This is a genomic window from Nonomuraea sp. NPDC050022 (assembly GCF_044460705.1).
In the GTDB taxonomy this organism is placed as follows: domain Bacteria; phylum Actinomycetota; class Actinomycetes; order Streptosporangiales; family Streptosporangiaceae; genus Nonomuraea.
Genome location: NZ_JBITKE010000003.1, coordinates 338,621 through 351,978, shown reverse-complemented (window position 1 = coordinate 351,978; position 13,358 = coordinate 338,621). Strand labels below are relative to the sequence as shown.

Annotated in this window: 14 protein-coding genes and 1 pseudogene; 11 read left to right on the top strand and 4 right to left on the bottom strand. The window is 68.7% G+C overall.

Annotated features, from left to right (window positions below):
- Positions 1 to 14: 14 nt before the first annotated feature.
- Positions 15 to 134, top strand: a pseudogene (locus tag ACIBO2_RS13040) (SRPBCC family protein); the annotation flags it as partial.
- Here the strand turns inward: ACIBO2_RS13040 and ACIBO2_RS13035 are convergent.
- On the bottom strand, positions 104 to 673 hold the full coding sequence (locus tag ACIBO2_RS13035) for a DUF1707 domain-containing protein (RefSeq protein ID WP_358544506.1): 570 nt from the start codon (positions 671 to 673) through the stop codon (positions 104 to 106). The pseudogene ACIBO2_RS13040 and the gene ACIBO2_RS13035 sit on opposite strands and share 31 nt — an antisense overlap.
- A gap of 180 nt (positions 674 to 853) precedes the next feature.
- On the opposite strand from ACIBO2_RS13035, the gene ACIBO2_RS13030 reads away from it, so the two are divergent.
- Both ACIBO2_RS13030 and ACIBO2_RS13025 read left to right on the top strand, forming a co-directional pair.
- Positions 854 to 1,783, top strand: coding sequence for an anti-sigma factor RsbA family regulatory protein (locus ACIBO2_RS13030; RefSeq protein ID WP_358544508.1), 930 nt, complete (start codon positions 854 to 856; stop codon positions 1,781 to 1,783).
- A gap of 166 nt (positions 1,784 to 1,949) precedes the next feature.
- On the top strand, positions 1,950 to 2,579 hold the full coding sequence (locus ACIBO2_RS13025; protein ID WP_357955961.1) for a DUF998 domain-containing protein: 630 nt from the start codon (positions 1,950 to 1,952) through the stop codon (positions 2,577 to 2,579).
- On the opposite strand, the gene ACIBO2_RS13020 is transcribed toward ACIBO2_RS13025, so the two are convergent.
- A complete protein-coding gene (locus ACIBO2_RS13020) occupies positions 2,540 to 2,905 on the bottom strand; it encodes a hypothetical protein (protein WP_357955959.1) in 366 nt (121 codons plus the stop codon). The two genes, ACIBO2_RS13025 and ACIBO2_RS13020, sit on opposite strands and share 40 nt — an antisense overlap.
- A gap of 58 nt (positions 2,906 to 2,963) precedes the next feature.
- Here ACIBO2_RS13020 and ACIBO2_RS13015 point away from each other — a divergent pair, with 58 nt between their 5' ends.
- From ACIBO2_RS13015 to ACIBO2_RS12985, 7 genes are all read left to right on the top strand, one after another.
- Positions 2,964 to 3,428 (top strand): universal stress protein, encoded by a 465-nt coding sequence (locus ACIBO2_RS13015; RefSeq protein ID WP_358544509.1) that lies wholly within the window; start codon positions 2,964 to 2,966, stop codon positions 3,426 to 3,428.
- A 182-nt stretch (positions 3,429 to 3,610) separates the two neighbouring features.
- A complete protein-coding gene (locus ACIBO2_RS13010; RefSeq protein WP_358544510.1) occupies positions 3,611 to 5,044 on the top strand; it encodes a methionine--tRNA ligase in 1,434 nt (477 codons plus the stop codon).
- Between the two features lie 57 nt (positions 5,045 to 5,101).
- A complete protein-coding gene (locus tag ACIBO2_RS13005; protein WP_358544511.1) occupies positions 5,102 to 6,079 on the top strand; it encodes a phosphotriesterase-related protein in 978 nt (325 codons plus the stop codon).
- Positions 6,080 to 6,120: 41 nt separating this feature from the next.
- Positions 6,121 to 6,507, top strand: a complete 387-nt coding sequence (locus ACIBO2_RS13000; RefSeq protein WP_219530398.1) for an STAS domain-containing protein — start codon at positions 6,121 to 6,123, stop codon at positions 6,505 to 6,507.
- A 10-nt stretch (positions 6,508 to 6,517) separates the two neighbouring features.
- Positions 6,518 to 7,411: an RNA polymerase sigma factor RpoD/SigA gene (locus tag ACIBO2_RS12995; RefSeq protein ID WP_397297047.1), complete on the top strand. Its 894-nt coding sequence runs from the start codon at positions 6,518 to 6,520 to the stop codon at positions 7,409 to 7,411.
- A 143-nt stretch (positions 7,412 to 7,554) separates the two neighbouring features.
- Positions 7,555 to 7,992, top strand: a complete 438-nt coding sequence (locus tag ACIBO2_RS12990) for a hypothetical protein (protein ID WP_358544515.1) — start codon at positions 7,555 to 7,557, stop codon at positions 7,990 to 7,992.
- 461 nt (positions 7,993 to 8,453) lie between these two features.
- Complete coding sequence (locus tag ACIBO2_RS12985; protein ID WP_358544516.1) at positions 8,454 to 8,678, top strand: Scr1 family TA system antitoxin-like transcriptional regulator; 225 nt, start codon at positions 8,454 to 8,456, stop codon at positions 8,676 to 8,678.
- A gap of 92 nt (positions 8,679 to 8,770) precedes the next feature.
- On the opposite strand, the gene ACIBO2_RS12980 is transcribed toward ACIBO2_RS12985, so the two are convergent.
- Positions 8,771 to 9,883: a hypothetical protein gene (locus ACIBO2_RS12980; protein ID WP_358544517.1), complete on the bottom strand. Its 1,113-nt coding sequence runs from the start codon at positions 9,881 to 9,883 to the stop codon at positions 8,771 to 8,773.
- A gap of 159 nt (positions 9,884 to 10,042) precedes the next feature.
- Between ACIBO2_RS12980 and ACIBO2_RS12975 the strand changes: the two genes are divergently transcribed.
- On the top strand, positions 10,043 to 10,351 hold the full coding sequence (locus ACIBO2_RS12975; protein WP_358544518.1) for a hypothetical protein: 309 nt from the start codon (positions 10,043 to 10,045) through the stop codon (positions 10,349 to 10,351).
- 321 nt (positions 10,352 to 10,672) lie between these two features.
- Here ACIBO2_RS12975 and ACIBO2_RS12970 read toward each other — a convergent pair whose 3' ends face one another.
- Complete coding sequence (locus ACIBO2_RS12970) at positions 10,673 to 13,336, bottom strand: Tex family protein (protein WP_397297043.1); 2,664 nt, start codon at positions 13,334 to 13,336, stop codon at positions 10,673 to 10,675.
- Between the last annotated feature and the right edge of the window lie 22 nt (positions 13,337 to 13,358).

Genomic DNA, 13,358 nt, shown 5'->3' with positions numbered 1-13,358 from the left:
GTTGTAAAGCGGACTGCGAGCGGACCCAGCCCGGTATGTCGTCACGCGCCTACCGGGCGGGCGGGGTCCTGGTGCCGAGCGAGCACCACATCTCGATCTTCCATCAGTGGGTGAACCAGCGCTTACGCGGATAACGGATCACCAGACTCCCGTACTTCGCCTGGCCGCTGACCACCACATAGAGGGCTCCCGGCTGAGGTCGGCCCGGCACCTCCGACGTCACGGTGTTGCCCCACTCCGTGCGGAACCTGTCGATGTCGGCCGCGGCGCCGTCCGGCAGCACGATCTTGGCCGAACCGTACTTGAGGTCGAGGTCGATCTCGACGACCGGATGGGAGATGACCGCCTCCGACAGGTCGAGTTCGATGCCGCCGTACTTGGAGGCGACCCTGAGCCGGCGGGGGACCGCCCAGTCGCCTGATCGCTTGATGGCGCCGTTCTTGGACTCCAGTTCCACCACCTCGTCGGCCACGGGCCCGTCCACCGCGGGCCCGTCAGCCGGCAGGTCGGCGGTCAGGCCAGCCAGATCGCCGTATGTTCGTGCCGTGAGGGCCAGTTCGAGCCGGTCCTCCAGCTCCAGCTGGGTGAGACGGCCTTCCATGAACGCTTCCTGCAGCTTGCGCGCGCCACGCTCACGGTCGGCATCTGAGACGCGCATCTGTAAATCCGACATGTTCCGAGCATAGGTTCGCCCGCTTCAGAACGGGAGGCGTCGGCCGGAGGGCGTACGCAGATCGAGAGGGAGCGGCCGGGGGGAGGGCTTCGTCGGCCGGACGATCTGGAGTCTCTTCATAACACATGGATACCCAACGGATTGCCGTAAAGACCTCATGGCGGGGTAGCTTGAAGTGTGATGGCGGCAGACCCCTTCGTACACCCGGCCCTCTTCTACCGAGGCGACCGGGAATATGTGGCGGCTACCACGGCTTTCGTCCGCGAAGGGCTAGATTCGGGAGAGCCCGTCGCCGTCGCGGTTCCGCCCCGGAATCTCGCCCTGATCGAGGCCGGTCTGGGGCGCGACGCCGACGAGGTGCTCCTGCTCGACATGACCAGCGCCGGGCGCAATCCAGGACGCATCATCCCCGCCGTGCTCCGCGAGTTCGCCGACCGCCACCCTGTCGGTCACGTACGGATCATCGGCGAGCCCATCTGGCCGGGCCGCACGGTGACGGAATATCCCGCCTGCGCCCAGCACGAGGCCCTGATCAACTACGCCTTCACCGGGCGCCACGTCACGATCCTGTGCCCGTACGACCTCGACGGGCTCGACCCCGAGGTCATTCGTGAGGCCGAGCAGACCCATCCCGTGCTGCGCGACGGCTCCGGCGAGTGGCACAGCGGCGACTACGCGCCCCAGAAGGTCGTCGACGGGCACAACCAGCCGCTGGACGAGCCCGCCGACTTCCTCTCGCTCCGCTTCGACCACACCAACCTGGCCGCCGCGCGCGGGCTGGCCGCCGGGCGGGCCGCCGAGCTCGGGTTCAGCCGGGCCAGGCTCGACGACATCCGCCTGACGATCGCCGAGCTGGGCGCCAACAGCCTCGATCACGGCGGCGGCGCCGGGCTGATCAGGGTCTGGGCCGAAGCCGACCGGCTGGTGTGCGAGGTCAGCGACTCGGGCCACATCATCGACCCGCTGGCCGGGCGGACGCCGGTCGATCCGCGCACTCCCGGTTCGCGCGGCCTGCTGATCGTCAATCTGCTCAGCGACCTGGTCCGCGTGCACACGCGAGCGGGCGCCACCGTGATCAGGGTCTACTTCGACCTCCCCGCGGTGGTATAGCTGGCCCTACCTACCCTGAGGCGGCGGGCTAGACCCAGGGGTGGGTTCCCGCAGGTCAGCGGGCCGGTATCCGAAGTGCTACGACCTAGGTATTAAGGGGCGCTTCAGGGCCTGTTCGGGTCGATCTCCGATACTCCGGAAGCCCGTATTCCACGACCTTTGAAGCATGAAGGCATTGCTTGTCAGTGGATTCGCGGCCATCGGAACCGGCGCCGGCGCCATGCTCACCTTGCACGCGGAATCGGGGCTGGACCCCATGCACAGCGTGATCAGTGAGTACGCCTTTCAGCCCTTGGGATGGCTGCTGCCGACCTCGCTGACGCTGTTCGCGGTCGGCTCGGCACTGATCGCCGAGTCGCTGCGCCGGGCGGGCGCGAGCGTCTGGGTCGTGCTGCTGCTGCTGGCGTGGGGCGGGAGCATGTTCCTGATCGGTGCCTTCCCCACGGACCGTCCGGGGGTGCCGCTTTCGCTGTCGGGCGGCATTCACAGATATGCCGCCTTCGCCGCCTTCCTGGTGATGCCGGCCGCGGGGATGCTGCTGGCCAACGCGCGAGTGCGGTACGCCAGGGCCGTCCGGGTCCTGAGCGCGGTGGCGCTGGGCGCGCTGTTGCTCGTCGTGGTCCCGTACGTCGTGCGGATGTTCGGCATCGAGTTGTCCAACGACGACATCCCCGCCGGGCTCACCCAGCGGGTCGTGGTCCTCACCGAGATCGGGGTGCTGGCCCTGGCCGGGATGTCGCTGCTCAAGCCTTCGGTTCAGCGCTCCCAGGGTGGCGTGTCGCCCATCTTGGCGTAGTACTTGGCCAGGTTCTTCTTGACCCTCTCGATGTCGCCCTGCGGGATCTTGACCCCGCCCCTGGCACCGTCCACGACCGCGGCGGCGGCGATCACGGCCCGTGGGACGACTTTCAGCTCACCACCGACGACGTCGGCGATCGGCAGCTTGTAGGCGCCGAACTCGTCGGCGTCGTCGCTGTCGTACCAGAGGAAGGCCTGGCGGTACTTCTCGTCGGGCTTCTTCTCGGCGTCCGCCCACTTACGCACCCGCTTGTCGGCCGCCGCCGCGTCCCATTCGCGGTCACGGTCGGCGAGAGGCAGGTCCCGGAACTGTGTGACAGTCATACCCGCTGGCTACCCGGCTCCAGGGCGTGAAACGGGCTGATCTGGAAAGAGCTCGCCTATGGAAGCAACTGAGCAGACCATTCTGATCGCGTACGACGGCTCCGACGACGCCAAGGCGGCGATCGCCTTCGCGGGCACGCTGATGCCCGGCGCGCGCGCCGTCGTACTGACCGTGTGGGAACGCCTGGCGCTGGCCTCGGCGCGGGCGTCGGCCGGGCTGATGATGACCATCGACGATTCGCCCGTCGAGGACGAGGCCGTCGGGCAGGCCATGCGGGAGCTGGCATCGCAGGGCGCGGAGCTGGCCAGACAGGCGGGGTTCGACGCTTCGCCGCGGTGTGAGCCGGACGCGCTGTCCGTGTGGTCGTCCATCGTGGACGTGGCGAACGAGATCGGGGCCACGTTGATCGTCACCGGGACGCGGGGGCAGGGCGGGGTGAAGTCACTGCTGCTCGGGAGTACGTCCGACCGCGTGCTGCACCACGCGCGCCGGCCGGTGCTGGTGGTGCCCACGCCGGAGTAGCTGTGGCGGCGGCGTGGTGCCCAGATTTCCGGATGCGCCGGTTGCATCCGGAACACTACGATGAGCGCATGACGTCGCGACTGGTGATGATGGCCCCGTAGGGGGCTTCCACCGACGACTTCTTGTTCGAGGCCCTGCTAGCGGGGCCTCGCATCGTGTCCGGGGCCCTCGGGAGACACACGATGTACATCACGACCACCATCCCGTACGTCAACGCCCGCCCGCATCTGGGGCACGCGCTGGAGTTCGTGCAGGGCGACGTGCTGGCCCGGCACTACCGGTCGCGCGGCGAGCCCGTACGCTTCCAGACCGGCACCGACGACAACTCACTGAAGAACGTGCTGGCCGCCGAGGCGGAAGGCGTCCCGGTGCGCGAGCTGGTCGATCGCAACGCGGCCGCCTTCGAGGGGCTGCGTGAATCGTACGACCTGTCCTTCGACTCCTTCATCCGGACGAGTCACCATCCGGGGCATCGCCCGGGAGTCGAGCGGATCTGGCGGGCGATCGACGGCGATCTCTACCAGCGGCACTACGAGGGGCTCTACTGCGTCGGCTGCGAGCAGTTCTACAACGAGGGGTCCTGCCCCGAGCACGAGGCGCCATTGCAGCACATCTCTGAGCGGAACTGGTTCTTCCGCCTCTCGCGCTACCAGGACGCGCTGCTGGACCTGATCCGCGGTGGGCGCCTCAGGATCGAGCCGGCCGCGCGGCGCAACGAGGTGCTGGCGTTCATCGAGGCGGGTCTGGCCGACATCAGCGTCTCGCGCGCCGCGGATCGGGCCCGCGGCTGGGGCATACCCGTGCCGGACGATCCCTCGCAGGTGGTGTACGTGTGGTGGGACGCCCTGGCCAACTACGTCACCGCGCTGGACGGCGGCGACTACGACCGCTGGTGGGTCGCGGAGCCGCGCAAGGTCCATCTGATGGGCAAGGGCGTGATCCGCTTCCACGCGGTGTACTGGCCCGCGATGCTGCTCGCGGCGGGCCTGCCCCTGCCCGCTGAGATCTTCGTGCACGACTACCTGACCGTCGGCGGCCGCAAGATCAGCAAGTCGGCCGGAACGCCCGCCGACGCCGAGGCGATCGCGCGGGCCTACGGCGCCGACGCGGTGCGGTGGTGGCTGCTGCGCGAGGTGCCGCGGGTCGGCGACGCCGACTTCACCGTGGAACGGCTGGTCGCCAGGGCCGACGAGGATCTGGCCAACGGCGTCGGCAACCTGGTCAACCGGGTCGTCACCATGGTGCACCGCTTCCAGGACGGCGTGGTGCCCACTGTCGCCGTCGACGGGGAGGCCGGACGTGGGCTCGTCGACGCCTGCGAGAGCGCGCCGGGGCGGGTGCACGAGGCGCTGGAGGATTTCGACTTCCGCCGCGCCGCCGCCGCGGTCTGGACGATCGTCGAGGAGGCCAACAAGTACGTCGAACGCGTACAGCCGTGGCGTCAGGAGCCCGGTGACAGGGAGACCTCGCTGGCGACGCTCGTCCACGCGTGCCGGGCGCTGGCCGGACAGCTGGCGCCTTTTCTGCCCACCGGGGCGGCGCGGGTGGCGGCGGCGGTGAGCGGGGAACGGCTGCCCAGGCCCCAGCCGCTGTTCCCGAGGCTGGCTGGTTGTTGACGGGGGGTAGGGGGCGGCCTAGGTTGGCGGCACCGACCAGCCGGTATGGAGGCGCTCATGCCCACCGTCAACACCGTTCGCGGCCCCGTCGATGTCGATGAGCTCGGTCAGACCCTGATGCACGAGCACATTTTCGTTCTCTCTACCGAGTTTCTCGACAACTACGGCAAAGGCGCTTGGTGGGACGAGGAGTTCCGGGTCACGGACGCCATCGGCAAGCTCAAGGCGGTGGCGGCGAAGGGTGTGCGGACGATCGTGGACCCGACGGTGTGGGGCCTCGGACGGTACATCCCCCGCATCCAGCGCATCGCCGCCGAAGTGCCGGATCTGCACATCATCGCCGCGACCGGCATCTACAGCTTCGAAGAGCTGCCCCACCAGTACGACTACCGCGGCCCCGGCCTGCTCCTGGACATGCCCGATCCGATGGTCGACGACTTCGTCCGCGACCTCACCGAGGGCATCGCCGACACCGGGGTCAAGGCGGCGTTCCTCAAGTGCGTGGTCGAGCAGAAGGGCCTGACGCCCGGGGTCGAGCGGATCGGCCGGGCCGTCGCGCGGGCGCACGCGCGTACCGGCGCGCCGATCACCGTCCACACGAACTCCTTCACCCAGAGCGGGCTGACCGCGCTCGACCTCTTCGCCAAGGAGGGCGTGGACCTGACGAAGGTCGTCGTCGGGCACGCGGGCGACACCAACGATCTCGACTACCTGATGCGCCTGGCCGACACGGGCGCCACGCTGGGGATGGATAGATTCGGGTTGGATGTCTACAATGCGACGTCCGACCGGGTGGCCACCATCGCTGCCCTCTGCCAGCGGGGATACGCTGATCGGATGGTCCTCAGCCACGACACCGCCTGCTTTATGGACTACTTTGTGGAGTCTTGGGATGACGCACTACGCACGATGGCGCCCAACTGGCGCTACGATCACATCCACGATGAGGTCTTGGCCGCACTGCTGGACTCGGGTGTGACCGGCGATCAGATCGAGCAGATGCTGGTGTCCAACCCAAGACGCTACTTCTCGTAAAGTGGTGACATCGGGCGAGCAATGCGGGTAGGTGGAACTGGGTGACTTCGGAGCAGGCCTTGTCGATCAGCCTCGGCCTCCAGGGACCGTGTGTCATCGCCAGGCTCACGGGAGACTTCGACTTCGGGTCCGCGGCCGAGGTGCGTGATCGCGTCACCAAGGCGCTCGACCTGACTCAACCACCCTTACTGGTCATCGACATGCAGGCGGTCAGCGTCTGCGATTCTTCCGGGCTTTCCGTGCTCGTTTATCTGCACAAGGCGGTGACCGCCTCCGGCGGCCGGCTGTTGCTTTCCGGGCTGAATGGCAGGTGTAAGCACCTTTTCGCGATCACCGCCCTCGACAAGTTCTTCGACATCCGCACCACCGCCGAACTCGCCATCGCGGAACTCAATGAACCGGGGAGTTCGCCGCCGTTTACCGGGTAGTCGCATTGGTATGTCGGCCGAAGAGCCCGACCTGCTCGGCATGTATCTGGAGCAGATCGGAAAGACACCATTGCTCTGCGCCGCGGACGAGGTGGACCTGGCACGACGGATCGAGGCGGGGCTCTACTCGGGCTACCTGATCAGCCGTGGCGAGGGCACACCGGAGCTCGAACACGTCCGCCGCGACGGGCAGCGTGCTAAGGACCTGCTCATCAGGTCCAATCTCCGGCTGGTGGTGGCCGCCGCCAGACGCTACGCCTTTCGTGGGCTCCCACTCCTCGACGTCATCCAGGAGGGCAATCTCGGGTTGATCAGGGCCGTGGAGAAGTTCGACTACAAACGTGGCTACAAGTTCTCCACCTACGGGATGTGGTGGATCCGCCAGGCCATCGAACGCGGCATCCACGACAAGAGCCGCACCATACGGCTGCCCACGCATGTCGCCGAAGAGCTGGCGCGACTGAGCAGAATCGCCCGGCAACTGGCCGCCGACCTGGGGCGCGAACCCCGGGAGGCGGAGCTCGCCAAGGCCGCCGAGCGCTCGCTCCGCCACGTCGCCGTGCTCCGGCGGCTCGCCCAGGAGACGGTCAGCCTGGACGTGCCGGTCGGCGAGAACGGCGAGGGGAGCATCGGCGACATGATCCCCGACGAGGACGGTCTCCAGGTGCAGGAGTTCACCGAGCGCCGCGCGTTCAACGCCGAACTGCACCAGGTGCTCACCTCACTCCCGCCGCGAGAGGCATTCGTCCTCAGGCTCAGGTACGGCCTGGCGGGCAATGAAGCCCGCAGCTATACCGAAATCGCGGATCGTCTCGGGCTCACCAGAGAGCGCATCAGGCAACTGGAGAAACAGGCGTTGAAACGCCTGCGACAGCTGCGTCCATTGCTCGCCTGGGCTTCGTAAATGCCCGGAAATGCCGACTAGTGGGGTAATAAGTATGTAGTGCGAACAACGATTGACCATGCCGTTTTTCTGATGGTTAATCGGGGGCCTGATGTCGCTTTCAACAGGGGGAAGCGGCAGTACGTCGTTGCTATGGGGGCAACATGGTCAAGGGTCTCGTCGGCGCGCTCTTACTGGCCACTTCGGTCGTGGCGGTGTCCGCGGCGCCGTCCGCCGCGTCTCCCGCGGTGGTGGCCACGAACACGACAGCCACCCTCTCCGGCACCGCGAAACCGCACCTGATCAAGTACAAGATCTACTGGGGCTGGTGCAAGGACACCTGCCGCATCAAGGTGCGGATCACCAACATCTCCCGCCAAACCCTCTACTCCGTCAGCCTGAACGCCCGGCTCAAGATCAACGGAAAGAGGGCTGGGTCGTGCTTCGACTATGTCGGCACCATTCGGGCCAAGCACTCCCGCTGGGGAGGGTGCACCGTCAGGTCTCGCACCCTCTCGACCCTGTGGAACCGGTGGCTCGACGGCGACATCCGCTACGACCGTGACGTCAGCACGGTCGTGCACTACGAGTATTACCGCTGACCGGGGCGCCAGGGGCCGCACCCGGTCCGGCCCCCGGCTGTCAGGAGGTGACCATCAGGGCGAGGCCGATGAGGACCACGACCGGGACGAGCCAGACCACGGCCTCTGCGGCGAACTCCTTGTACATTACGTTGATCTCCCTTGAGACGCCCGTGCGGGGGCGGCGGTAAAACGTCCAGTGCGCAGCATAGCCGCCCGTACCTACTACTCCAGTTGTAGATCGTGATGTTCGTGGTCACTGCTGCGACTTGCCGCTGGTAGCGGACTTGCTCGGGGTGCCCGTTCCGTCTCGCCCTCTGAGAAGGGCGTGGCCGCCTGTGGTTACCGGTCGTTCTGGGCCACCTCGGGCCGCAGGTCCGATACGCGCACGATCAGGGCTCTGGCGAGGGTGTATTCCAGCGTGTGGCGGTCGGTCAGTGGGACGTCGTGGAGAGTCGGTGGCCCGGAGGGGGAGATGCATCGTGCCACTGGGCGCCCCGCTGAAGGTCCCGCCCGGAGTCGGCTTCTGGATCTACGACGATCGCCAAGTGGTCACCGAGACATGGCATGCCGAACTGTGGCTCGACGATGCGAGCAGCGTCGAGGCCTACCGGCGCACCTGGAAGACGCTTCAGGAGTCCGCGGTGTACGGCGCCGACGCCCACAGCGTGATCAATGCAGCGCGACGGGCGCTCGCCTCACGCTGAGGCTGCCTGGTTCTCCGTGTATTGACGGGCCATCCAGCTAAGCCTGGACGGTGAAAAGCGGCCAAATGATGAGCCCAGGCCGTAGCCCCGCGTCATCGTTGGCTTTGGGCAATGCGTTTGCGGAGGCCCGCCAGCGACTCGTCCGCCATCAGCGCGGGCAGGCGCGGCGCGTCGGCCTCGATCTGCTGGAGCACCTCCGGCTCAGCTCCGTGGAAGCGGCTCCAGGCGCGGACCACCTCGGGCATGGCCGAGACGGCCGCCTCGGTCAGGATCGCCTCGCGGGGCAACCACGAGGTGAGGAACCGTGAGACCCGGGCCGGACTCCACCACAGGGGCCGATCACCCACGAACTCGACCAGCTTCTCGAACGCCTCCTGCGCCCCTGGCAGGTCCGGCAGATCCAGGAACCGGGACAAGGTGTCATCGGGCGCTTGCCGTACCGGATCGGGGACGGTCCGCGCGCGGGCGAGCGCCAGCGGGCGGACGGCGGGCAGGCTCTCGGCGATCGGGGCGCCCATCACCATGTCCGTCATCTCGAACGCGTCCAGCACCCGCCCCGCCACCACCGCCGGATCCGCCGGCCGCAGGTCCAGGTCGTCGAGGAACTTCGGCTCCTCGACCGTAGCATCGACCGCCAGCCCGCCGTTGACCTGGTCGATGCCTACGATCAGGACGTGCGGCTCCTTGTCGTCGGGGTAGCGGAAGCGCAGGGCGGCCAGGGTCTGCTCGCCGTAGCGGTCGGCCTTGCCGTACCACGCCTGCTCGCACTCCACCTGCCCCATCCGCCCGACCCACTCGGGCAGCTCCCGCGCGGCCTGCCTTCCGGCCTCCCGCAGAGTCTCCCGAAGCGTCTTGTCTCCTCCCGGTTCCTGCCCGGCCGGCCGCTCCGTCTCGCCGCCCAGAAGTGCGGTCTCGACGTCGCCTGGAACTGCGGTCTCCTCGCCGTCCTGGGTTGCGGTCTCGACGTCGTCCAGGGCGGTCTCTGCGGCTTCCAGAGCTGCGGGCTCCACGGTGGCCAGGGCGGCGAGGGTGAGACGGGCCTCCGGGCTGCCGTCTTCGGTGAGCTGTCGTACGAGTGGCTGGACCTCCGCCGGGCTCAGTGTGGCCGTGAGCCGGGCCGCCCAGAGCTCGGTGCGCAGTGGTGAGCGCCACCTGAGCAGGTCGCGGGCCTGGGTGATCGCCGTGGTGTACGCAGTTGTGCTCACCCTTCGACCGTATCGCCCCAGCGGGCCTGGCCGACTCGCCGAAGTTCCGCCAGCAGCGGATCACCTGACAGCGGGAGTCAGCCGCCGTCTCCGGTCGATCCTGACAACGGCCATCCGAAAAGCCGGATAAGTTCCGAATGCCTTAGTAAGATCGCCCGCATGAAAAAGACGATCATGACCCTGATGATGGCCGCGACCGTCGCGACGGTCATACCCCTCGCGCCGAGCCCTGCCCTGGCCGAGCCGCCGCCCACCGGCTGCCACAGCGGCATTTACTACCAGAACTACAAGACCTGGGCCAGCTGCGACAGGGGCTCAGGGTACGTACGGGCCGTGGCCACGTGTCCCACCGGCAAGGTGCGCGGCACGTGGAAGGTCGTCAGTTCGGCCATTGAGGGGCAGTCTGTCGCCACCTGCCCCGGCAAGCGCAAGGCCACCGGCCACGACTGGGAGATCAAGATGTACTGACAGACCCTCGTGAGGTGCGGCCACTGGGCGGACCCAGCGGTCCAGTGCCGTGTATTCCTCCGCTACCGGCAGCGGACCACCTCGACGGCGGGTGGCCCTTGGCCCGGTGTGCGGCGAGGCCGTGCTGCTCGTCCACGACCCAGGCCTAAGGAGCGGGCACGGTGGGCGGTGAGGTCGTGCTGTCCGTCCACGGCCCAGGCCTAAGGAGCGGGCACGGTGGGCGGTGAGGTCGTGCTGTCCGTCCACGGCCCAACCAAGAGGGCGGGCACGGCGTGTGGTGGCGCCGTGCCCGCTGCCCGAGGCGCAGGTCGAGGACGGGAGTTACTGGTCGTCTCCGGTCAGGCCGGCCTTGCGGAGGGCTTCGGCCATGGCGCCTGAGGGAGCCGGGCGGCGTGCGCCGCCGCGACCGCCGTCCCCACGACCCCGCTGGCCGCCGTCACCGCGCTGACCGCTGTCGCCCCGCCCGCGCTGACCGCCATCTCCGCGACCGCTGCCACCTCGTGCGCCGTCACCGCGTCCGCCATCCCCACGTGTGCCGTCCCCACGACCACCGGGCCCGTCACCGCGTCCGCCGTCACCCCGCGAGCCGCCTCGGGGTCCGCCGTCGCCACGACCGGCCGTCGCTCCACGTCCGCCGTCTCCGGCGGCCCCACGGCCCGCCGCGCCGCGCCCGCCGTTTCCGCCCGACGCGCCGCCACGGGCACCGCCCGCGCCGCGGCCGCCGTCTCCTGCCGAGCCCCGGCCCGAGTCTCCGGCTGAGCCCCGGCCGCCGTCTCCAGCCGCGCCACGGCCCGCGCCGCCCTGGCCGCGGGAAGTGCGGCCCTCGGAGGTGGTCTCGTCGTCCAGGCGCAAGGTCAGGGAGATGCGCTTGCGGGGGATGTCGACCTCGAGGACCTTGACGCGGACGATGTCGCCGGGCTTCACGACCTCTCGGGGATCTTTCACGTAATTTCGGGACATGGCGGAGACGTGGACCAGGCCGTCCTGGTGTACGCCGACGTCCACGAACGCGCCGAAGGCGGCCACGTTCGTCACCACGCCCTCCAGGATCATCCCGGGCAGCAGGTCGGAGATCTTCTCCACGCCCTCCTTGAAGGTCGCGGTCTTGAACGCCGGCCGCGGGTCACGGCCGGGCTTCTCCAGCTCGCGCAGGATGTCGGTGACCGTGGGCAGGCCGAACGTGTCGTCCGTGAACTCCTGTGGCTTGATCGCCCGCAGCGTCGCCGTGTTGCCGATCAGCGACTTGAGGTCGGTCTGGACCGAGCTGAGGATGCGCCGGACCACCGGGTAGGCCTCGGGGTGCACGCTGGAGGCGTCGAGCGGGTCGTCGCCGCCCGCGATGCGCAGGAAGCCCGCGCACTGCTCGAACGCCTTGGGCCCGAGCCGGGCCACGTCCTTCAGAGCCGCGCGGGTCTTGAAGGGGCCGTTGGAATCGCGGTGGCGCACGATGCTCTCGGCCAGGGTGGCGCCGATGCCCGACACGCGGGTGAGCAGCGGCGGCGACGCTGTGTTGACATCGACGCCCACGGCGTTGACGCAGTCTTCGACCACCGCGTCGAGCGAGCGGGACAGCTTGGTCTCGGCGAGGTCGTGCTGGTATTGGCCGACGCCGATCGACTTGGGATCGATCTTGACCAGCTCGGCCAGCGGGTCCTGGAGGCGGCGCGCGATGGAGACCGCGCCACGGATCGACACGTCGAGGTCGGGCAGTTCCGCGGAGGCGTAGGCCGAGGCGGAGTAGACGGACGCGCCCGCCTCCGATACGACGATCTTGGTCACCGACGGCATGTGCTTGACCAGCTCGCCGGCCAGCTTGTCCGTCTCGCGGGAGGCGGTGCCGTTGCCGATGGCGATCAGCTCGACGCCGTGCTTCTGCGCCAGCGCGCCCAGGACGGCCAGCGACTGGTCCCACTGCCGCTTCGGCTCGTGCGGGTAGATGGTGGCGGTGTCGACGACCTTGCCGGTCGCGTCGACCACCGCCACCTTCACGCCGGTGCGCAGGCCCGGGTCGAGGCCCATGGTCGTGCGGGTGCCGGCGGGGGCGGCCAGCAGCAGGTCGCGCAGGTTGGTGGCGAACACCCGCACCGCCTCGTCCTCGGCCGCCTGCCACAGCCGCATCCGGATGTCGATGCCCAGGTGCACGAGGATGCGGGTGCGCCAGGCCCAGCGTACGGTCTCGTTGAGCCAGCGGTCGGCCGGGCGGCCCTGGTCGGAGACGCCGAAGCGGGAGGCGATGCGCATCTCGTAGTCGGGGCTGTCGTCGGGCTCCAGCGTGACGGAGAGGATCTCCTCCTTCTCGCCCCGGAACATGGCCAGGATCCGATGCGAGGGCAGCTTGGTGAACGGCTCCCCGAACTCGAAGTAGTCGGAGAACTTCGCCCCCGCCTCCTCCTTGCCCTCACGGACCGTGGAGATCAGCCGGCCGCGGCCCCAGAGCTGCTCGCGCAGGCCGCCGATGAGGTCGGCGTCCTCGGCGAAGCGCTCGATGAGGATCGCCCGCGCGCCTTCCAGCGCGGCGGCTCCGTCGGCGACGCCATCGTTGGCGCCATTGGTGACGAACGTCTCGGCCAGCGCGGCCGGGTCGAGGGAGGGATCGGCGAGCAGCTGGTCGGCCAGCGGCTCCAGGCCCAGCTCGCGGGCGATCTGCGCCTTGGTGCGCCGCTTGGGCTTGTAAGGGAGGTAGATGTCCTCGAGTCGGGCCTTGGTGTCGGCCGCCATGATCTGGGCGCGCAGCTCGTCGTCGAGCTTGCCCTGAGACTCGATGGACTCCAGGATCGCCGTCCTGCGCTCCTCCAGCTCGCGCAGGTAGCGCAGCCGCTCTTCGAGCGTGCGCAGCTGGGCGTCGTCGAGGGCGCCGGTGACCTCCTTGCGGTAGCGGGCGATGAACGGCACCGTCGCGCCGCCGTCGAGCAGCTCGACGGCCGACAGAACCTGCCCGTCGCGTACGCCGAGCTCTTCCGCGATCCGCTGGTGAATAGAGAGCACTTGCCTGCCTTTCGATGGTCCC